At 72.0% G+C, this 20,776-nt stretch carries 17 protein-coding genes; 15 read left to right on the top strand and 2 right to left on the bottom strand.

What is annotated here, in order from left to right; all coding sequences use genetic code 11:
- The first annotated feature begins 64 nt into the window (after window positions 1-64).
- Window positions 65-625, top strand: a complete 561-nt coding sequence (gene efp / locus M1R94_RS17640; RefSeq protein ID WP_249383045.1) for an elongation factor P — start codon at window positions 65-67, stop codon at window positions 623-625.
- Between the two features lie 7 nt (window positions 626-632).
- Window positions 633-1,049 carry a transcription antitermination factor NusB gene (gene nusB, locus M1R94_RS17635; protein WP_249383044.1) on the top strand — a complete coding sequence of 139 codons (417 nt, stop codon included), beginning with the start codon at window positions 633-635 and terminating at the stop codon, window positions 1,047-1,049.
- On the opposite strand, the gene M1R94_RS17630 is transcribed toward nusB, so the two are convergent.
- Together M1R94_RS17630 and M1R94_RS17625 are read right to left on the bottom strand one after the other, a co-directional pair.
- Entirely contained in the window at window positions 1,027-3,285 is a 2,259-nt protein-coding gene (locus M1R94_RS17630; RefSeq protein ID WP_249383043.1) for a putative bifunctional diguanylate cyclase/phosphodiesterase, read from the bottom strand. The two genes, nusB and M1R94_RS17630, sit on opposite strands and share 23 nt — an antisense overlap.
- A gap of 143 nt (window positions 3,286-3,428) precedes the next feature.
- Entirely contained in the window at window positions 3,429-6,743 is a 3,315-nt protein-coding gene (locus M1R94_RS17625; RefSeq protein ID WP_249383042.1) for a bifunctional proline dehydrogenase/L-glutamate gamma-semialdehyde dehydrogenase, read from the bottom strand.
- Between the two features lie 91 nt (window positions 6,744-6,834).
- Here M1R94_RS17625 and M1R94_RS17620 point away from each other — a divergent pair, with 91 nt between their 5' ends.
- From M1R94_RS17620 to metK, 13 genes are all read left to right on the top strand, one after another.
- Window positions 6,835-7,668, top strand: coding sequence for a helix-turn-helix domain-containing protein (locus M1R94_RS17620; RefSeq protein ID WP_249383041.1), 834 nt, complete (start codon window positions 6,835-6,837; stop codon window positions 7,666-7,668).
- An 82-nt stretch (window positions 7,669-7,750) separates the two neighbouring features.
- Complete coding sequence (pyrR, locus tag M1R94_RS17615) at window positions 7,751-8,356, top strand: bifunctional pyr operon transcriptional regulator/uracil phosphoribosyltransferase PyrR (protein WP_249383040.1); 606 nt, start codon at window positions 7,751-7,753, stop codon at window positions 8,354-8,356.
- Window positions 8,353-9,372 carry an aspartate carbamoyltransferase catalytic subunit gene (locus M1R94_RS17610; RefSeq protein ID WP_249383039.1) on the top strand — a complete coding sequence of 340 codons (1,020 nt, stop codon included), beginning with the start codon at window positions 8,353-8,355 and terminating at the stop codon, window positions 9,370-9,372. Before pyrR ends, M1R94_RS17610 begins: the two co-directional genes overlap by 4 nt.
- On the top strand, window positions 9,369-10,721 hold the full coding sequence (locus M1R94_RS17605; RefSeq protein WP_249383038.1) for a dihydroorotase: 1,353 nt from the start codon (window positions 9,369-9,371) through the stop codon (window positions 10,719-10,721). The genes M1R94_RS17610 and M1R94_RS17605 overlap by 4 nt, the downstream gene beginning before the upstream one ends.
- Window positions 10,721-11,275, top strand: a complete 555-nt coding sequence (locus M1R94_RS17600; protein WP_249383037.1) for a PH-like domain-containing protein — start codon at window positions 10,721-10,723, stop codon at window positions 11,273-11,275. The genes M1R94_RS17605 and M1R94_RS17600 overlap by 1 nt, the downstream gene beginning before the upstream one ends.
- A complete protein-coding gene (gene carA, locus M1R94_RS17595) occupies window positions 11,272-12,480 on the top strand; it encodes a glutamine-hydrolyzing carbamoyl-phosphate synthase small subunit (RefSeq protein ID WP_249383036.1) in 1,209 nt (402 codons plus the stop codon). Before M1R94_RS17600 ends, carA begins: the two co-directional genes overlap by 4 nt.
- Entirely contained in the window at window positions 12,464-15,817 is a 3,354-nt protein-coding gene (carB, locus tag M1R94_RS17590) for a carbamoyl-phosphate synthase large subunit (protein WP_249383035.1), read from the top strand. Before carA ends, carB begins: the two co-directional genes overlap by 17 nt.
- Window positions 15,814-16,728 (top strand): orotidine-5'-phosphate decarboxylase, encoded by a 915-nt coding sequence (gene pyrF, locus M1R94_RS17585; RefSeq protein WP_308199929.1) that lies wholly within the window; start codon window positions 15,814-15,816, stop codon window positions 16,726-16,728. Before carB ends, pyrF begins: the two co-directional genes overlap by 4 nt.
- Window positions 16,729-16,824: 96 nt before the next feature.
- On the top strand, window positions 16,825-17,136 hold the full coding sequence (gene mihF, locus M1R94_RS17580; protein WP_249383034.1) for an integration host factor, actinobacterial type: 312 nt from the start codon (window positions 16,825-16,827) through the stop codon (window positions 17,134-17,136).
- A 102-nt stretch (window positions 17,137-17,238) separates the two neighbouring features.
- Window positions 17,239-17,787 (top strand): guanylate kinase, encoded by a 549-nt coding sequence (gene gmk, locus M1R94_RS17575; RefSeq protein WP_283253614.1) that lies wholly within the window; start codon window positions 17,239-17,241, stop codon window positions 17,785-17,787.
- Between the two features lie 82 nt (window positions 17,788-17,869).
- The gene (gene rpoZ, locus M1R94_RS17570) at window positions 17,870-18,133 is read left to right on the top strand and encodes a DNA-directed RNA polymerase subunit omega (RefSeq protein WP_249383033.1); all 264 of its coding nucleotides are present in this window, start codon (window positions 17,870-17,872) and stop codon (window positions 18,131-18,133) included.
- A 34-nt stretch (window positions 18,134-18,167) separates the two neighbouring features.
- A complete protein-coding gene (coaBC, locus tag M1R94_RS17565) occupies window positions 18,168-19,433 on the top strand; it encodes a bifunctional phosphopantothenoylcysteine decarboxylase/phosphopantothenate--cysteine ligase CoaBC (RefSeq protein ID WP_249383032.1) in 1,266 nt (421 codons plus the stop codon).
- Between the two features lie 58 nt (window positions 19,434-19,491).
- Window positions 19,492-20,697, top strand: a complete 1,206-nt coding sequence (gene metK, locus M1R94_RS17560; protein WP_249383031.1) for a methionine adenosyltransferase — start codon at window positions 19,492-19,494, stop codon at window positions 20,695-20,697.
- Window positions 20,698-20,776 lie beyond the last annotated feature (79 nt).

The following is a 20,776-nucleotide window of genomic DNA, read 5'->3' as shown; positions in this document are numbered from 1 at the left end:
CGTCCACGGGACGTGCCGCCTGGGCTCGGGCACGACCTCTTCGACCTCGACAGGAAGACCCACTGTGGCCACGACGAATGACCTGAAGAACGGCACGGTTCTCAAGATCGACGGCCAGCTGTGGTCCGTCATCGAGTTCCAGCACGTCAAGCCCGGCAAGGGTGGTGCCTTCGTGCGCACCAAGCTCAAGAACGTGCTCTCGGGCAAGGTCGTGGACAAGACCTTCAACGCGGGTCTGAAGGTCGAGACGGCCAACGTCGACAAGCGCGACATGCAGTACCTGTACAAGGACGGCACCGACTACGTCTTCATGGACAGCTCCTCCTTCGAGCAGCTGAACGTCTCCGAGACGACGGTGGGCGACGCGGCCAGCTTCCTGCTCGAGAACCAGCAGGCCATGGTCGCGACCAACGAGGGCATCCCGCTCTACGTCGAGCTCCCCCCCTCGGTGGTCCTGGAGATCACGTACACCGAGCCGGGCCTGCAGGGTGACCGCTCGACGGGCGGCACCAAGCCCGCGACCGTGGAGACCGGCGCGGAGATCCAGGTGCCGCTCTTCATCGAGAACGGGACCAAGGTCAAGGTCGACACCCGCGACGGCTCGTACCTCGGCCGAGTGAACTGATCAGCCGGTGAGCGCACGCAGCAAGGCGCGCAAGCGCGCGCTGGACGTCCTGTTCGAGGCGGACCAGCGCGGACTGGCCCCGCTCCAGGTGCTCAGCGACCGCATCGCCCAGCCCGGGACCGAGGCCTCGTTGCCCCAGTACTCGGTCGACCTGGTCGAGGGGGTGCTCGACCAGCGCGATCGCATCGACGAGCTGATCGCGACCTACGCCCACGGGTGGAGCCTGGACCGGATGCCCGCGGTCGACCGTGCCGTGCTGCGCATCGGCGCCTGGGAGATCCTCTTCAACGACGAGGTGCCCGACGCCGTCGCGGTGGACGAGGCCGTCGAGCTCGCCCGGGCACTGTCCACCGACGACTCGCCGACCTTCGTCAACGGGTTGCTCGGGCGGCTCGTCGAGCTCAAGCCGACGCTGCTGGGCTGATCAGCGGTCGCGGGCCGGTCAGGCGGCCCGGGCCGCTGGGTCGGGGTCCCCGGACCGGCAGGCCCGCTGCCGGCCGACCGAGCATGTGGCCCTGGACCGTGGGGACGTTCATCGCGATCAGGGCGGTGAGCTCGTCGACCCGCTCGACCCCTTCGGCGATGACCTCGAGGTGATGAGCCTCGGCCAGCGCCAGGATCGCCCGGAGCACCGCGGCGCCCTCGGGGGTGCGGATGTCCCGGACGAAGGTCCGGTCGATCTTGAGCACGTGCACCGGCAGCTCGCCGAGGCGTGAGAGCGAGTTGTAGCCGGTGCCGAAGTCGTCGAGAGCGATCTTGACGCCCTTCTCCGCGAGCGCCGCCAGGGCCGCGCAGACGTGCTCGGCGTCGTGCAGCAGCGCCGACTCGGTCACCTCGATGGTGAGGCGGTCCCAGGCGGTGTCGCCCCATGCCTGCTCGACCAGGTGCAGGAAGCCGGGCTCGTCGAGCTGACGGGCGGCGACGTTGACGGCGACCGGCAGGTCGAAGCGTTCCATGCCCTCGCGGGCGGCGACGAACATCTGTCGGCCGATCTCGACGATCAGCCCTGACTCCTCGGCGAAGGGGAGCCACTCGGCCGGGTGGCGCAGCCGACGCCCGTGACGCCACCGGGCGAGGACCTCCAGGCCGACGACCTCGAGGGTCGAGGTGTTCGTCAGAGGTTGGAAGTGGGCGATGATCTCGCCGTTGGCCACACCGTTCTGCAGGTCACGGCGCAGGGCGTTCTGAGCGGTCACCCGGCTGCGCAGGACGTCGTCGTACAGGGCGACCCCGGACCGGTGGCGTTTGGCCTCGAGCATCGCTACGTCGGCATCGCGCACCAGCGCCGAGGTGTCGACCTGCTCACCGGGCTCCCAGGCGGCGACCCCGATCGTCAGGGAGGTGGTCGCACTCTCGTCGTCGGGCGGACGGAAGTCTGTGCGCAGGCGAGTGGCCAGGTCGGCGAGCTCGTCCAGGCTCCCTGCGCGTTCGATCACGACGACGAACTCGTCACCGCCGTGACGAGCGATGAAGGGCTTGGGGCCCACGACCTCACGCAGGTGCTCGGCGGTGAGCACCAGCAGGGTGTCACCCCACTCGTGGCCGTGGCGGTCGTTGACCTGCTTGAACCCGTCGAGGTCGCAGAAGAGCAGTCCCACCCGGGTGCGCTCGACGTTGGCCTTCTCGAGCGCCTCGGTCAGGTAGCGGTCCAGGGAGTGGCGGTTGTGCAGCTGGGTCAAGGAGTCCGTCGACGCGGCCCTGCCGAGCCGGTTGGTGAGCTCCTGGCGTTCGGCGGCACCCGAGACGACCCGTGCGATGTCGCGCAGGAAGACCTGCTCGTCGGTGTCGAAGACGTGGCCTCCGCGCGAGTAGAGCTCGGTCACGAAGCGGTGGCGGGCCAGGGGCCGCAGGCTCCCCTCGATGGACTCGTCGGCGAGGAGGTCGCGGCTCTCGGCGATCGCCCGGTCCAGGATCTGCTCGGGGCACTTGACGAAGAGCGCCGCGTTGGCGACGGCGGACAGGGCGTCGCGCATCCGTGCACGGCGGACCGCGGCGCGCTGGACGGTCGAGATGCGGACCGCGGCCATGACGTGCAGGCCGATCACCATCGGCACGACCCACACGCCTCGGAGGAGCTCGCCGGCAGCGGAGGCAGGCTCGGCGTGAGAGGCCACGAGGAGCAGCGCTGACACGCACGCGGTCACCGTCACCACGGCGCCGACGGGGTTGATCGGTCGGCCGCGGACCGCGCGGACGAGGTACTGCCCGACGGCGAGCAGGGGCAGCAGCGCGACGGCGGTCGACAGCGGTCCGTAGACGGGCAGTCCGTCCTCGAAGCCGCGCACGCCCACGAGGTCCGTCGCGACCCACAGGACCGCACCCACCAGGTACCACCCGCCGACGGCGGCAGTCAGGGCACGGACCGACGGCCCACGGGTGTAGGCCTGCGTCGCGGGGAGGCTCAGGGTGATCGCCGCAGCGAGCGCGCAGAAGCGTGCGAAGGTCAGCGCGGAGGCCTGGCCAGTCTGCTGGGCACCGTCGAGCAGGCCGTTGGTGAGCAGGACCACCGCGAGGGCGAGGGACAACGTGAGGGTCCACGCGGCGCCCGAGCGACGGAGCTCGCTGCGCCACCACACCCAGTGGAGTGCGCACAGGCCGATGACCGCGCCCGCGACGACGCACTGGACGACCGTGAGCCACGAAGGCGCGAGTCCTTGCACGGATCAAGTATCGGCGCAGGCCAGCCTTACCGTGAGGACCTTTGCCCGCAGTTCTCCGTTTCTCTCCCATTTCACTCGTTCGGGCGTACCCGGAGCGGACACCTCGCCGGACCTGGTCACCCGTCCGGACGCAGCTCGTGCGGTCAGCGCTTCGACCGGGGCTCCGTGACGTGCCCGAAGCGGTGCAGGGTACGACTGATCGCCTGCTCGCGCAGCACGGTGAGCAGCTCCCGTCGGCCGCTCGCGAGAACCGGACCGTCGAGCACGGTGACCTCACCGACACGGCCCGCGGCGGCGTCGCGCAGACCGGCGGCGGTGCCGATCACGCGGACCCGGCCCGAGACCGCGCCCGAGCGGACGCGGGCGGCGAACGTCGCGTCGTCCTCGTGCGAGGCGCGGCTGACGGTGACCGGCACACCTGCCAGCGCAGCGGCTGCCAGGACCCGGCGGACCTCGCGGTCCCGGGCGTCCTGGGTGACCCGCACGGTCAGGTGAGGGACGGGCCGGTACCGCAGCACGTTGGCCTCGCTGTGCAGCCCGCTGGGGTCGTGCTCGCCCCCGAGCTCGCGGTCCCACCAGCGTTGGTCGTCGGCCTCGGCCCACGCCAACCACTCGTCGTCCTGCTGGGGGACGTCGGGCGAGTCGGTCCAGGTCCCCAGCTCGGCGAGGTAGTTGGGTCCACCCGCCTTGGCGCCCGGCCCGACGACCGACGCCTTCCACCCACCGAAGGGCTGGCGTCGCACCACGGCCCCGGTGATGTGACGGTTGACGTAGGCGTTGCCCACCTCGACGCGTTCCAGCCAGGTTGCGACCTCGGCCTCGTCGAGCGAGTGGATGCCCCCGGTCAGGCCGAAGGCGACCGCGTTCTGCCACGCGATGGCCTCGTCGAGGGTCTCGGTGCGCATCACACCGAGCACCGGACCGAAGCACTCGGTCAGGTGGAAGAACGAGCCGGGCGCGACCCCGTGCTTGACCCCGGGGGTCCATGACCTGCCCTCGGCATCCAGGCGGCGCGGTTCGACGAGCCACGCCTCACCGGGGTCGAGGGTGGTCAGGGCACGCAGCAGCTTGCCGGTCGCCGGCTCGGTCAGGGGCCCGACCGTGGTCGAGAGCTCGGTGGCGGGCCCGACCTGCAGCGAGGTCACCGCATCGGCGAGCTGGCGACGCAGCCGGTCGGACCGCCCGGCCGAGCCGACCAGGATCAGCAGCGACGCGGCCGAGCACTTCTGACCGGCGTGCCCGAAGGCCGAGCGGACCGCGTCGGCCACCGCCAGGTCGACATCGGCCGAAGGTGTCACGATCAGGGCGTTCTTCCCGGAGGTCTCCGCCAGGACGTCCAGGTCGGGGCGCCACGAGGCGAAGAGCTGCGCGGTCTCGATCGAGCCGGTCAGCACCACCCGGGAGACCGCCGGGTGGGTCACCAGGCGCCGGCCCACCTCGCCCTCGGGGGACAGCACGACCTGGACGACGTCGCGGGGCAGGCCCATGTCGTCCAGGGCCCGGTGGACCGCGCCCACCGCGACCTGCACGCACCGGGGTGTCGGCGGAGCGGGTTTGACCAGGACGGGGCTCCCGGCGGCGAGCGCCGCGAGGGTCGAGCCGAGGGGGATGGCGACCGGGAAGTTCCACGGCGGGGCCACGACCGTGAGCCCGTGCGCCCGGTAGACGGCACCCGGCACCGCTCCGTCGGCCAGCAGCTCAGCCTGCTCGGCGTAGTAGCGGGCGAAGTCCACGGCCTCGCTCACCTCGGGGTCCGCCTCGGCGACGGTCTTGCCGGCCTCCTGGACCATCGTGGCGACGAGGTCGCCGCGCAGTTCCTCGAGGTAGCGGGCGGCGAGCCGGAGAACCTCGGCCCGACGCCCGGGTGGCGTGTCGTGCCAGCCGGCGGCGAGCTCCGCGGCCCGGTCGACGGCGGCGTCGACGTCGGCGACCGAGGTGATCGGCACACCGTCGGGCACCAGGACGTCCCGGGTGAGCAGGTCCTGCGCCCAGCGACGGGATGCCTCGACGGCGGGGTCGGTGTCGGGCGCGTTGGTGAAGGGGTCCTCTGCCGGGAGGCCGGTGCGCTCCGTACGGCGCGGCGTGGTGCTCACCGTGCCCGCCTCGCGCACCGAGGTGAGGAAGGCCTCACGCTGCCGGTCCAGGGCGCTGGGCCGGCGCCCGCCGTGGGCCGGTTCACCGGCGAACAGGGCGTGCAGGAAGTTCTGCTCGGCGGCGTTCTCCTCGAGCCGGCGGATCAGGTAGGCGATCGCGACGTCGAAGTCCTCGCGCGCGACCACCGGTGTGTAGAGCAGGACCCGTCCGACGTCGGCCTGGACCGCCCGTGCCTGGGCCGGTGCCATGCCCTGCAGCATCTCCACGTCGAGGTCGGCGCCCACCCCGCGTTCGGCGGCGACCAGGTGCGCGAGGGCGACGTGGAACAGGTTGTGGCTGGCGACGCCCACCCGGAGCGCCGATGTGCTCGCGGGCCGCAGCGCGGTGTCGAGCAGGCGCACGTAGCTCGCGTCGACGTCGGGCTTGGTCGGGTACGGCGCCTGCGGCCACCCGTGGATCTCGGCCTCGACCCGCTCCATCGCCAGGTTCGCGCCCTTGACGAGGCGCACCTTGAGTCGTGCGCCGCCCTGCTCGACCCGCCGCTGAGCCATCGCGGCGATCTCGTCGAACGCGGCGTGGGCGTCCGGGAGGTAGGCCTGGAGCACGATGCCCATCTCGAGGTCGTGCAGCGCCGGGTCGGTCACCAGCCGCTCGAAGACCTGCACCGTGAGTGCCAGGTCGCGGTACTCCTCCATGTCGAGGTTGATGAAGGTGCCGTGGTGCTGCGCGGTCAGGTACAGCGGTCGGAGGCGCTCGACGACCCTGTCGCGGCTTCCCGCGGTGTCCCAGGTCGAGAGCTGGCTCGCGACGGCGGAGACCTTGATCGAGACGTAGTCGACGTCCGGCCGCTCGATCAGCGCACGCACGCGATCGAGACGGCTCCGGGCCTCGGCCTCACCCAGCACGGCCTCGCCGAGCAGGTTGAGGTTGAGCCCGAACCCGTCGGCCCGGGCAGCGGCCAGGTGCGCGCCGAGCCCGGGCCCGGCGTCGGCGACGAGGTGCCCGACGAGCTGGCGCAGCCGGGCGCGGGCCGCCGGCACCACGACCTGGGGGAGCACGGGGGCGACCAGGGTCCCCAGGCGCAGCAGGGTGCGATCCACGGGGCCGAGGAAACCGGCCGCGGCGTCGGCCGACGCGGCCAGGCCTGTGAGCTCGTGGGCGGCGACCGCGGTGTCCTGGGGCCGAGCCACCCGGTCCACGAAGCGGACCGCCAGCTCGAGCCCCGCGGGATCGGAGACCAGGGCCGCCAGCCGCCCGGTGGTGCGCCTCTCGCGGGCCGTCTCACCGGCGGCGGTCGCGGCCATCCACCGGTCGGCGAGGTCCGCGGCGGGTCGGGCGCACTGCGTCAGGGTCTGGGTGTGCATGGGCCCATGGTCCGTCGCGAGGGCCGTACGCGTCTTGTACGAATCCCGCAGGCTGCTGGTCGGCCGCCGGTCTTGTACTGTCCCCCCTGCCATGACGCCACGTCCGACCCGGCCTGCGGGCCACGCCGACCCCTGGCCCGAGGGTGAGCGTCTGCTCGCCGCCCTGAGCCCGGCCGTCCTGCAGCTCATGGACGAGCTCACCGCGACGATGTTCTGCGCCAAGGACACCAGCGGCCGCTACGTCGCGGTCAACCAGGCCTTCGTCGAGCGCACCGACGAGCGGTCCCGGCGGTCCGTGGTGGGCCGCCGCGCCGAAGAGGTCTTCGACGCGCAGCTCGCCGAGCACTACGTCGCCCAGGACGAGGTCGTGCTGCGGACCGGCAACCCGGTGCGCAACGAGCTCGAGCTGATCCGGCGGCCCGGGGGAGCGCCCGGGTGGTACCTGACCTCCAAGGTCCCGGTGAGCGTCGACGGCGTGGTGGTCGGCCTCGTGAGCATCTCGGAGGACCTGCGCACCTACGACCCCGCCGACGCAGCGGTGAGCTCGCTCTCCAGGGTCGTGGCCCTCGTGCACGAACGGGTGTCCGAGACCGTCACGGTGGCCGAGATGGCCGCCGCGGCGGGATGCTCCGCGTCGACCCTGGACCGTCGCATGAGGCGCGTCTTCTCGCTCTCGCCCCAGCAGTTCGTGCTGCGTGCGCGCATCGACCGGGCGACGGTGCTGCTCAGCTCGACCACGTTGCCCCTGGTCGAGGTCGCCCACCGGACGGGCTTCTACGACCAGGCGGTCTTCACCCGGACCTTCGGCCGGCTCACCGGTCAGACCCCCGCGCAGTTCCGTCGCCGGGCGGGTGCCGTGCAGCGTGCGCCGGGGCCCGAGGAGTCGTCCGGCGCGCCACGTCCCGACCGTCGGGACGAGCCCTGAGAGGTCGGTCGGGTGCAGTAGGGTGCGCTGTGTCCGACATCCTTTAAGACCCGTCCTGTGAGGCGGGGAAGGAGGTCGCCAGATGTCCTCTGGCCCTGCTCTGCCCGTACCCGCCTCCGGAGTCCCGGGGGCTGAGGTCCTCGGCCCCGCCGAGATCACCCGTGCGCTGACGCGCATCGCGCACGAGATCCTCGAGCGCAACAAGGGAGCCTCAGGAATCGTCCTGCTCGGCATCCCGACCCGTGGTCTGCCCCTCGCTCACCGGCTCGCGGCCAAGATCGCCGAGGTCGAGCCCGACGTCGACCCGAGCTCCCTGGTCGGCTCGCTCGACGTCACGATGTACCGCGACGACCTGCACCGCCACCCCACCCGGACCATCGGCGCCACCGAGGTCCCGGCCGACGGCGTGGACGACAAGGTGGTGGTCCTGGTCGACGACGTGCTGTTCTCGGGCCGGACCATCCGTGCCGCGCTGGACGCCCTGAACGACCTCGGCCGGCCCCGCGCCGTCCAGCTCGCCGTCCTGGTCGACCGCGGCCACCGCGAGCTGCCGATCCGCGCCGACTACGTCGGCAAGAACCTGCCGACCTCACTCAGCGAGAAGGTGCGGGTCCGGTTGAGCGAGACCGACCCGGACGCGGGTCCCCAGGTCGTGGACACGGTCCGCATCGACGGGGGCGAACGATGAAGCACCTCCTGAGTGCCGGCGACCTGGACCGTGACGCCGCGATCCACGTGCTCGACACCGCGGCACGGATGGCAGCGACCCAGGGCCGGGAGATGAAGAAGCTGCCGACCCTGCGCGGGCGCACCGTGGTCAACCTCTTCTTCGAGGACTCCACACGCACCCGGATCTCGTTCGAGACCGCCGCCAAGCGCCTCTCGGCGGATGTCATCAACTTCGCGGCCAAGGGCTCGAGCGTGTCCAAGGGGGAGTCGCTCAAGGACACCGCGCAAACCCTTCAGGCCATGGGGGCCGACGCCGTCGTCATCCGGCACCCCGCCTCGGGTGCCCCGCACCGGCTCGCGCACTCGGGTTGGGTGGGGACCTCGGTGATCAACGCCGGGGACGGGACGCACCAGCACCCGACGCAGGCACTGCTCGACGCCTACACGATCCGTCAGCACCTCGCAGGTGGTCCGACCCACGACCCCACGGCGGAGCCGGACCAGCGCGGTCTCGGCCAGGACCTGGCCGGTCTGCGCATCGCGATCGTGGGCGACGTGCTGCACTCGCGGGTCGCGCGGTCCAACGTTCAGCTGCTGCACACCCTGGGGGCGCAGGTGACGCTCGTCGCGCCACCGACCCTGGTGCCCGTCGGCGCCCAGGCCTGGCCGTGCGACGTCTCGTACCACCTGGACGAGGTGCTCGCCGACCAGCAGCCGGACGCGATCATGATGCTCCGGGTGCAGCGCGAGAGGATGGGGGCCGGAGCCGGGTCGGGCCCGTCCCACGGCACCGGGTTCTTCCCCAGCCCGCTCGAGTACACGCGGGCCTTCGGGCTCGACGCGCGGCGCCTGCGGATGCTCCCGGACCATGCGATCGTCCTGCACCCGGGCCCGATGAACCGCGGGCTGGAGATCTCGGCCGACGCTGCTGACTCGGCCCGCGCGGTGATCCTCGAGCAGGTCACCAACGGCGTGGCCGTCCGGATGGCGGTCCTGTACCTGCTGCTCGCCAAGGAGAAGGAGACGTGGGCGTGACCACTCAGTACCTGTTGCGGGGAGTCGCCCCGCTGGGCGGCGCACCGACCGACCTCCTGCTGGCCGACGGGCGGATCGTGGCCGTGGGACCCGACGCCTCCGACGGCGCCGGCCCGGAGGCGGTGACGATCCAGGGCGACGGCCTCGTGGCCCTGCCCGGGCTGGTGGACCTGCACACCCACCTGCGCGAGCCGGGTCGGGAGGACGCCGAGACGGTGGCCACCGGTACCCGCGCCGCTGCGCTCGGCGGGTTCACGTCGGTGCACGCGATGGCCAACACCTCACCCGTGGCGGACACCGCCGGGGTGGTCGAGCAGGTGTGGCGGCTCGGTCGCGACGCCGGCTGGGTGGACGTCCATCCGGTGGGTGCGGTCAGCATGGGACTGGCCGGTGAGCAGCTCGCCGAGCTCGGTGCGATGGCCCACTCGGCCGCGCGGGTGCGGGTCTTCTCCGACGACGGTCACTGCGTCGACGACCCGGTCCTCATGCGCCGGGCCCTGGAGTACGTCAAGGCCTTCGACGGCGTCATCGCCCAGCACTCCCAGGAGCCACGCCTGACCCTCGGCTCCCAGATGCACGAGGGGATCGTCTCGGCGGAGGTCGGCCTGGCCGGGTGGCCGGCGGTCGCCGAGGAGGCGATCATCGCCCGTGACGTGCTGCTGGCCGAGCACGTGGGCTCGCGGCTGCACGTCTGCCACGTCTCGACCGCGGGTTCGGTGGAGATCCTGCGCTGGGCCAAGTCCCGGGGGATCTCGGTGACGGCCGAGGTCACCCCGCACCACCTGCTGCTGACCGACGAGCTCGCCCGCTCCTACGACCCGCTCTACAAGGTCAACCCCCCGCTGCGTACCGCCGCCGACGTCGAGGCGGTGCGGGAGGCCCTGGCCGACGGCACCATCGACATCGTGGCCACCGACCACGCCCCGCACACCCGCGAGGACAAGGACTGCGAGTGGGCTGCTGCGGCCTTCGGCATGACCGGTCTGGAGACCGCGCTGGGCATCGTGACCCGGACCATGGTCGACACCGGCCGGATGACCTGGGCCGACGTCGCCCGTGTCCTGTCCTCCGCCCCGGCACGTATCGGCCGGGTGCACGAGGGGGAGCGGCCGCAGGGGCGTCCGCTGAGCGTCGGCGAGCCCGCGAACGTCACCCTGGTCGACCCGGCCGCGCGGTGGACGGTCGACGGCACACAGCTGGCGAGCACGAGCCGCAACACGCCGTTCGGCGGACGTGAGCTGAGCGGCCGCGTCGTGGCGACCTTCCTGCGGGGCAGGCCCACCGTGCTCGACGGCGTCGCGGCCGACGGGACTCGCTCGGGCGCGGCCGGCCCTCCTGGTGGCGCCTGATGGGCACCGGTGCCGCGATCGCGATCCTGGTCGGGGTGTTCGTCCTGGTCCTGCTGGGCATGTGGCTCGGCTGGCGCGCGCGTGGGCGTCGCACCGCCCGGGTCGTCGTCTCGATCCCGGACGTGCCGTCCACGGACGACCTGGGTGCGGGGCGCAGCGCCCCGATCCCCGCGACCTACGTCTCGACCACGCTCGGGGGTGACTGGCTCGAGCGCGTCGTCGCGCACGGTCTGGGTGTGCGTTCGGCCGCCACCGTCCGGGTGCACGACGCGGGTGTGGTGGTCGAGCGTCCCGGCGCGCGCGACGTCTTCGTCCCGGCCGCCTCGCTGCGCGAGGTGAGCCTCGCCCCGGGCATGGCCGGCAAGTACGTCGGCGGCCAGGGGCTCGTGGTCCTGCGCTGGGAGACCGGCGGACAGGTTCTGGACACCGGGCTGCGGACACGCGTCGCCGGCGACCGCGAGGTGCTCGCCACGGCGGCACGTGGTCTGGTCACCCCCCGTACCGCCGCGGCCGAGGCCGCTGCCCCCGACCGCACGAGCGAGGAGAACCCATGAGCGAGCACACCGCGGTCCTGGTGCTGGAGGACGGCCGGACGTTCACCGGTCTGGCCTACGGGGCGACGGGGCGCACGGTCGGGGAGATCGTCTTCAACACCGGGATGACCGGCTACCAGGAGACCCTCACCGACCCCTCGTACCACCGGCAGATCGTGGTGATGACCGCCCCGCACGTGGGGAACACCGGCATCAACGAGGAGGACGTCGAGTCGCGGCGCATCTGGGTCGCGGGCTACGTGGTGCGTGACCCGGCCATCCGACCCTCGAGCTGGCGCTCGACCCGGAGCCTGGCCGACGGGCTGGTCGACGAGGGGATCGTGGGGATCAGCGACATCGACACCCGCGCACTGACCCGCCACCTGCGTGACCGCGGTGTGATGCGTGCCGGGATCTTCTCGGGCGACGCGCTGGTCGACGCGAGCGGTCGGCAGCGGACCTCGGAGGACCTCCTGGCCGTGGTCACCGCGGCCCCGGTCATGTCCGGCGCGGACCTGGCCGGCGAGGTCACCACGAGCGAGCCCTACACCGTGGAGGCCCAGGGCGTCGACGCGCCCGTGGCGACGGTGGTCGCCCTGGACCTGGGGATCAAGACGATGACCCCGCAGCGGCTCGCCGAGCGGGGGGTCCGCACGCACGTCCTGCCGGTCGGCTCGAGCGTGCAGGACGTCCTGGCCCTGCGGCCCGACGGCGTCTTCTTCTCCAACGGCCCGGGGGACCCCTCGGCGGCCGTGCACGAGGTCGCCCTGCTGCGCGAGGTGCTCGACCGCAGGATCCCCTTCTTCGGGATCTGCTACGGCAACCAGCTGCTCGGTCGGGCGCTGGGCTACGGCACCTACAAGCTGACCTTCGGCCACCGCGGGGTCAACCAGCCGGTGATGGACCGTCGCACCGGCAAGGTCGAGATCACCGCGCACAACCATGGCTTCGCTGTCGACGCGCCGCTGGACGGCGAGTCCGTCGCCCCGCACGACGGCGGCCGCTACGGGCGGGTCGTGGTCTCGCACGTCGACCTCAACGACGACGTCGTCGAGGGCCTGGAGTGCCTCGACCTGCCGGCCTTCTCGGTCCAGTACCACCCTGAGGCCGCTGCCGGCCCGCACGACGCCGCGTACCTCTTCGACCGGTTCGTCGAGCTCATGTCCAGCGCCGGGTCGACCGGCAGCCCCACCGAGGAGTCACCCGCACATGCCCCGTCGCACTGACATCTCGAGCGTCCTGGTCATCGGCTCCGGTCCGATCGTCATCGGCCAGGCCGCCGAGTTCGACTACTCGGGCACCCAGGCCTGCCGGGTGCTGCGCGCCGAGGGGATCCGGGTGATCCTGGTCAACTCCAACCCGGCGACGATCATGACCGATCCCGAGTTCGCCGACGCGACGTACATCGAGCCGATCACCACCGAGGTGCTCGAGTCGATCATCGCCAAGGAGCGGCCCGACGCGGTGCTGGCCACCCTGGGCGGCCAGACCGCGCTCAACGCGGCGATCGCGCTGGACGAGGCGGGTGTCCTGGAGCGCTACGGGGTCGAGATGATCGGGGTCAACACGGCCTCGATCCACCTCGCCGAGGACCGGCAGGCCTTCAAGGAGGTCGTCGAGCGGTGCGGTGCCGAGTCCGCCCAGAGCGCGATCGCGCACACCATGGACGACGTCCTGCGCTACGCGGACGAGCTCGGCTACCCGGTGGTCGTGCGCCCTTCGTTCACGATGGGCGGGCTGGGCTCGGGCATCGCGTACGACGAGGCCCAGCTCCGGCAGATCGCCGGTGCTGGCCTGCACTACTCGCCGACCACCGAGGTGCTGCTCGAGGAGTCGATCCTGGGGTGGAAGGAGTTCGAGCTCGAGCTGATGCGCGACCACGCGGACAACGTGGTGGTGGTCTGCTCGATCGAGAACGTCGACCCGGTCGGGGTGCACACGGGTGACTCGATCACCGTCGCGCCGGCGTTGACGCTCACCGACCGTGAGTACCAGCGGATGCGTGACGTGGGGATCGCCATCATCCGCGAGGTGGGCGTGGACACCGGCGGGTGCAACGTGCAGTTCGCCGTGGACCCGGCCACGGGACGCATCGTGGTCATCGAGATGAACCCACGGGTCTCGCGGTCGAGCGCCCTGGCCTCGAAGGCGACCGGCTTCCCGATCGCCAAGATCGCCGCGCGGCTCGCGGTGGGCTACACCCTCGACGAGATCCCCAACGACATCACCAGCTCGACGCCCGCCTCGTTCGAGCCGTCGCTCGACTACGTCGTGGTGAAGGTCCCGAGGTTCGCGTTCGAGAAGTTCCCCGCGGCCGACCCGACGCTGACCACCACCATGAAGTCGGTCGGTGAGGCGATGGCCATGGGGCGCAACTTCGCCGAGGCGCTCGGCAAGGCCATGCGGTCCATCGACAGGTCGGGCTCGGTCTTCCACTGGGACGGCCCGGCGCCCGAGGGTGAGGTGCTCGACGACCTCCTGGCAGCGATCCGGATCCCCACCGAGCACCGGCTGATCCAGGTCCAGCAGGTGCTGCGCACCGTCGGCCGTGAGGGCGGTGCGAGGTTCGAGCAGGTCTTCGACGCGACCGGCATCGACCCGTGGTTCCTGGACCAGATCGTGCTCGTCAACCAGATCGCCGAGGAGGTCTCCCAGGCCCGTGAGCTGGGCCGCACCCTGCTGCTGCGGGCCAAGCGGCACGGCCTGTCCGACGTCCAGATCTCCCGGCTGCGGGGGATCAGCGAGCAGACCGTGCGTGAGGTCCGTCAGGCGCTGGGGGTGCGCCCGGTGTTCAAGACGGTGGACACCTGCGCGGCCGAGTTCGCGGCCACGACGCCGTACCACTACTCCTCCTACGACGAGGAGACCGAGGTGCAGCCCCGGACCCGCCCGGCGGTGCTGATCCTCGGCTCGGGTCCCAACCGCATCGGCCAGGGGATCGAGTTCGACTACTCGTGCGTCCACGCGGCGCTCGCGCTGCGGGGTGAGTTCGAGACGGTCATGGTCAACTGCAACCCCGAGACGGTCTCGACCGACTACGACACCTCCGACCGGCTCTACTTCGAGCCGCTGACCTTCGAGGACGTGCTCGAGGTCTACCAGGCCGAGCTCGCTGTCGGTCCGGTCGCGGGCATCATCGTCCAGCTCGGTGGCCAGACCCCGCTCGCCCTGGCCGAGCGCCTCGAGGCCGCGGGTCTGCCGATCCTGGGTACACCGCCCTCGGCCATCGACGCTGCGGAGGACCGCGGTGCGTTCGGCCGGGTCCTGGCGGCCGCGGGGCTGCCGGCACCCGCCTTCGGCACGGCCCGCACCCTGGCTGAGGCGACCGAGGTCGCCACCAGGATCGGGTACCCCGTCCTGGTCCGTCCGTCGTACGTGCTCGGCGGTCGCGGGATGGAGATCGTGTACTCCGACGGGCAGCTCGAGGGCTACGTCACGCGAGCGCTCGAGGGTGCCGCCCTGGCCGGGGGCACGGGCAGCAGCGGGGAGATCCCCCCGCTGCTGATCGACCGCTTCCTGGACGACGCGATCGAGCTCGACGTCGACGCGCTCTACGACGGCACCGAGCTGTACCTCGGCGGTGTCATGGAGCACATCGAGGAGGCGGGGATCCACTCGGGCGACTCGGCCTGCGTGCTCCCCCCGGTGACCGTCTCGGTCTCCGAGCTGGACCGCATCCGGGTCTCGACCGAGGCGATCGCCCGCGGGGTCGGGGTGCGGGGCCTGCTCAACGTCCAGTTCGCCCTGGTCAGCGACGTGCTCTACGTCCTGGAGGCCAACCCGAGGGCCAGCCGGACCGTTCCCTTCGTGTCCAAGGCGACCGGTGTCCCTCTGGCCAAGGCGGCGGCGCTGGTGATGGCAGGGCAGAGCATCGCGACGCTGCGCGCCTCGGGGGTGCTGCCCTCGACCGGTGACGGCGGGACCCTCGGGCTGGACGCCCCGATCGCGGTCAAGGAGGCGGTGCTGCCGTTCAAGCGGTTCCGTACCAAGGAGGGGCTGGTCGTCGACACCGTCCTGGGCCCCGAGATGCGTTCGACCGGTGAGGTGATGGGCTTCGACGTCGACTTCCCGACGGCCTTCGCGAAGTCCCAGGCAGCGGCGTTCGGTGGGCTGCCCGTCGGGGGCAAGGTCTTCATCTCGGTGGCCGACCGTGACAAGCGGGCCATCACCTTCCCGGTCAAGCGGCTCACCGAGATGGGGTTCGAGGTGCTCGCCACCGCGGGGACCTCGGCGGTGCTGCGTCGCAACGGGATCGCGTCGACCGTGGTGCGCAAGCACTCCTCGGGCCGAGGGCCTGCGGGGGAGCCGACCATCGTGGACCTGATCGTCGCCGGCGAGGTGGACATGGTGGTCAACACGCCCTCGGGGCAGGGGGCACGGGCGGACGGGTACGAGATCCGCACCGCGACGGTGGCCGCCGACAAGGCGATCGTGACGACCGTCCAGCAGTTCGCCGCGGCGGTCCAGGCCATCGAGTCGCTGCAGCGTGGACCGTTCGAGGTCCGCAGCCTGCAGGACCACACGCTCGAGCTCCGCGCCGTCCCCACCGCGATCCTCACGTGAGGACCGACGGCGCCGCCCGGCCGACCTTCGGTGACCGGCTGGCAGCGGCGATGGACCGTCTGGGACCGCTGTGCGTGGGGATCGATCCCCACCCGGCCCTGCTGACCCGCTGGGGGCTCTCGGACGACGTGGACGGTCTGCGTCGGTTCTCGATGGGTGTCGCGGAGGCGCTCGACGGCCACGTGGCGGCTCTCAAGCCCCAGTCGGCCTTCTTCGAGCGGCACGGGTCGCGGGGTGTGGCGGTCCTCGAGGAGCTGTTGCGCGCGGTGCGCACCTCCCCGAGCCTCACCCAGGTGGTGCTCGACGCCAAGCGGGGTGACATCGGCTCGACCATGGACGGCTACGCGGACGCGTACCTGCGCCCCGGCGCGCCGATGGCCTGCGATGCCCTCACGGTGAGCCCGTACCTCGGGTTCGGGTCGCTCCAGCCTGCGGTCGACGCAGCGACGGCCTCGGGCAGCGGGTTGTTCGTGCTCGCGCTGACCTCGAACCCCGAGGGCGCCTCGGTGCAGCACGCCCTGCGTGACCGGCAGCCGCCGGGCGGGGCCGACGGTCCCTTCGGGCGCTCGGTCGCCGGGTCGGTGGCGGCAGGTGCCGCTGCGCTCAACGCCGCGGAGATCTCGCTCACCGGTTCCAGGCTCGGCTCGGTGGGCCTGGTGGTCGGGGCGACCATCGGTGCGGCCGTGGCCGAGCTCGGGATCGACCTCGGCGCGGTCCAGGGACCGCTCCTGGCCCCGGGGGTCGGCGCCCAGGGTGCGGGGCCCGCCGAGCTGGTCGCGGTGTTCGGCTCGGCGCGGGGGGCCGTGCTCGCCTCTACCTCGCGGGCCGTCCTCGAGGCCGGTCCGTCGCCTGCCGCACTGCTCGACCAGGCACGTCGGGCGGCCGATGACGCCGCTCGCGCGGTGCGCTGACCTCGGTCGCTGCCGCTCTCGCGTTGCCGAGCGGGCCTCCGGCTCGCTAGGTTCGACCTCGTCCACCCACCCCGTCTGGGAAGAAGGTGAGCCCGCGTGGCCCTACCCCCGCTGACTCCTGAACAGCGTGCCGCTGCCCTCGAAAAGGCAGCTGCTGCCCGCCAGGCTCGCGCAGAGGTGAAGAACCGCCTGAAGTACTCGCAGGGATCCCTCTCGGAGGTGATCGAGCAGGGGCGTACCGATGACGTGATCGGCAAGCTCAAGGTCTCGGCCCTGCTGGAGTCGCTCCCCGGGGTCGGCAAGATCAAGGCTCGAGCCATCATGGCCGACATCGGCATCTCGGAAACCCGACGGCTGCGTGGCCTGGGCCCTCACCAGGCCCGCGCCCTGATCGAGCGGTTCGGCTGAGCTGCCGCGATCTTGACCTCCTCCGAGCAGCACCCCATCTCTCGTCATGCCCGGGGGCCGTCAGAAGCCCTCGCCGGCGCGGCCGACGGCGGTCGGTCCCGACTGACCGTCCTGGCCGGTCCCACCGCCGTCGGCAAGGGCACCGTCTCCGCCGACATCCGCCGGCGGTACCCCGAGGTCTGGCTGTCCGTCTCCGCGACGACGCGTGACCCTCGCCCCGGGGAGGTCGACGGCGTGCACTACCACTTCGTGGGACCCGCCGAGTTCGCCCGGATGGTGCACGAGGGCGAGCTGCTCGAGTGGGCGGTCGTGCACGGTCGGAACAGCTACGGGACGCCCCGCGCCCCTGTCCAGGAGCGGCTCAGCGCCGGGCGACCGGCGCTGCTCGAGATCGATCTGGCCGGCGCTCGGCAGGTCCGGCTGGCGATGCCCGAGGCACGTTTCGTGTTCCTCGCACCGCCCAGCTGGGACGAGCTGGTCCGGCGGCTGGTCGGGCGAGGGACCGAGGACGCCGAGGAGCGGGCCCGTCGCCTGGCCACGGCCAGGGTCGAGCTCGCGGCCGAGAGCGAGTTCGACCACGTGATCGTCAACGACGACGTGCACCGCGCCACGGACGAGCTGATCGAGGTCATGGGTCTTCCGAAGCGGTAGCATGGGAGGCTGCGTGCCTGGGAGACCGCCCCGGGCAGGGCCCGAGTGGTCACCCGCAGCCCCACGAACACCCGGAGCGAACATGTCTGGAACCGTTGCTGCCCCCGAGGGCATCACCGACCCGCCCATCGACGAGCTGCTCGCCGCGGCCGACTCGAAGTACGCGCTGGTGATCTACTCGGCCAAGCGCGCTCGGCAGATCAACGCGTACTACTCCCAGCTCAACGAGGGCCTGCTCGAGTACGTCGGCCCGCTGGTCGAGACCCGTCACCAGGAGAAGGCCCTGTCGATCTCGATGCGGGAGATCAACGCCGGCCTGCTGACCGTCGAGCCCATCGAGGGCTGACGAGCCCCGAGCCACCCCCCGGACTGAGTCGGACGTGCGCATCCTGCTCGGCGTGAGCGCCGGCATCGCGGCCTACAAGGCGGCTCTGCTGCTGCGCCTGCTCACCGAGTCCGGGCACGACGTGCACGTGGTCCCCACACGCGCCTCGCTCGAGTTCGTCGGCGCGGCCACCTGGGAGGCGCTGTCAGGTCACCGGGTCACCACGGGCGTGTTCGAGGACGTCCCGGCCGTCGAGCACGTCTCGCTCGGCAAGCAGGCCGACCTCGTGGTCGTGGCCCCTGCGACGGCCGACCTGCTCGCACGCGCTGCGTCAGGTCGCGCCGACGACCTGCTCACCGCAGCGCTGCTCACCGCCCGCTGCCCGGTGCTGATGGCTCCCGCGATGCACACCGAGATGTGGGAGCACCCGGCGACCCGTGCGAACGTCGCCCTGCTGCGCGAGCGCGGGGTGCACGTGCTCGAACCGGACTCGGGGCGGCTCACCGGTCAGGACACCGGGCCGGGCCGGCTGCCCGAGCCCGCGGTGATCGCTGCAGCGGCCCTGGCCCTCGTCGCACCTGCGACCGGCAGCGCGATCGACGCGGGCGCACAGCGCACGGTCCCGTCGGGTGCTGTCGTCGAGGACCTCGCAGGCCGTCGTGTGGTCGTGTCCGCCGGTGGGACGCGGGAACCGCTGGACCCCGTCCGCTTCCTGGGGAACCGCTCGACCGGTCGTCAGGGCTACGCGCTGGCCGAGACCGCACGGCGTCGAGGGGCGCAGGTGACGCTGGTCGCCGCGAACGTCTCGCTCGACCCGCCCCCGGGCGTCGACGTCGTGCCGGTCGAGACGACGGACGAGCTGCGCGAGGCGGTCCGCCGTGCCGCGGCCCGGGCCGACGTGATCGTGATGGCCGCTGCGGTCGCCGACTTCCGCCCCCTCACGGTCGCCGGTCACAAGATCAAGAAGGACGGCACGGGTCAGGGGCCCTCGATCGAGCTGGTCGCCAACCCCGACGTCCTCGCCGAGCTCGCTGCCGACCGGCTCCGTCCTGGCCAGCTGGTCGTGGGCTTCGCTGCCGAGACGGGTGACTCCACCGCGACGGTGCTCGAGCACGGCAGGGCCAAGGCGCGGCGCAAGGGCGCGGACCTGCTCGCGGTGAATGCGGTGGGCGACGGGCGCGGCTTCGCCAGCGCCGACAACGCGGTGACGATCCTCGACGCGGAGGGTGGGACGGTGTCCCAGGCCGAGGGCTCCAAGTCGGTCGTGGCCGACGCGCTCTGGGACGCGGTCCTGGGCCTGCTCAGGTCACGGTCGGTCTGACCGGTCCCGCGCGTGGACGCGCCGGGACGGGTTCTGAACCGTAGGTAGGGTGTCGGGCATGACCTCTGCTGAGCTGCGCCTGTTCACCTCGGAGTCGGTGACCGAAGGGCACCCGGACAAGGTCTGCGACCAGGTCTCGGACGCCATCCTCGATGCCCTGCTCACCCAGGACCGGCAGGCCCGTGTCGCGGTCGAGACGATGGTCACCACAGGGCTGGTGCACGTGTCGGGTGAGGTCTCGACCGAGGCCTACGTCGAGATCCCGCAGGTCATCCGCGACGTCGTGCGCCGTATCGGCTACACCTCGTCCGACATCGGCTTCGACGCCGACTCGTGCGGGGTGTCGGTCTCGATCGGTCAGCAGTCCCCGGACATCGCGGCCGGCGTGAACACCGCGTGGGAGGTCCGCAGCCACGGCGACCAGGAGGTCGATCCGCTCGACCTGCAGGGCGCGGGCGACCAGGGCCTGATGTTCGGGTACGCCTGTGACGAGACCCCCTCGCTCATGCCGTTGCCGATCTGGGCCGCGCACCGACTCGCCGAGCGACTGGCGACGGTCCGCAAGGAGGGCACGCTCGACTACCTGCGTCCCGACGGCAAGACCCAGGTGACCATCGGCTACGACGGTGACACCCCGGTGCGGGTGGACACGGTGGTCCTCTCGACCCAGCACATGCCCGGCATCTCGCTCGAGGGAAGGCTGGCCCCGGAGGTCGCCGAGCACGTCGTCCTGCCGGTCCTGGAGGATCTCGGGATCGACACCATCGGTCATCGTCTGCTCATCAACCCGACCGGTCAGTTCGTCGTGGGCGGACCGAAGGGGGACGCCGGCCTGACGGGTCGCAAGATCATCGTGGACACCTACGGCGGCATGGCCCGGCACGGCGGCGGTGCCTTCTCGGGGAAGGACCCCTCCAAGGTGGACCGGTCGGCGTCCTACGCCATGCGGTGGGTGGCCAAGAACGTCGTCGCCGCCGGCCTGGCCACCCGGTGCGAGGTCCAGGTCGCCTACGCGATCGGCGCGTCGCACCCGGTGGGCCTGTACGTCGAGTGCTTCGGTACCCACACGGTTCCGCTGGACCGGCTGACCGCCGCGATCCGTGAGGTCTTCGACCTGCGTCCGGCGGCGATCGTCCGCGATCTCAACCTGCTGCGTCCGATCTACTCGCGCACGGCCGCGTACGGCCACTTCGGGCGAGAGCTCGCCGACTTCACCTGGGAGCGAACCGACCGCGTCCTGGATCTTCACTCAGCCCTGTCCTGACCGCCGGCCCGTCGGCGGTGCCGACCGCCTGACCGCCGCCGCGAGGACGACCGGCCTGGGGAGCGTCGGGGGGTGCAGG

The organism is Actinotalea alkalitolerans, assembly GCF_023369855.1.
In the GTDB taxonomy this organism is placed as follows: Bacteria; Actinomycetota; Actinomycetes; order Actinomycetales; family Cellulomonadaceae; genus Actinotalea.
The sequence above is the reverse complement of the archived record's forward strand: the minus strand, read 5'-3'. Positions and strand labels throughout refer to the sequence as shown.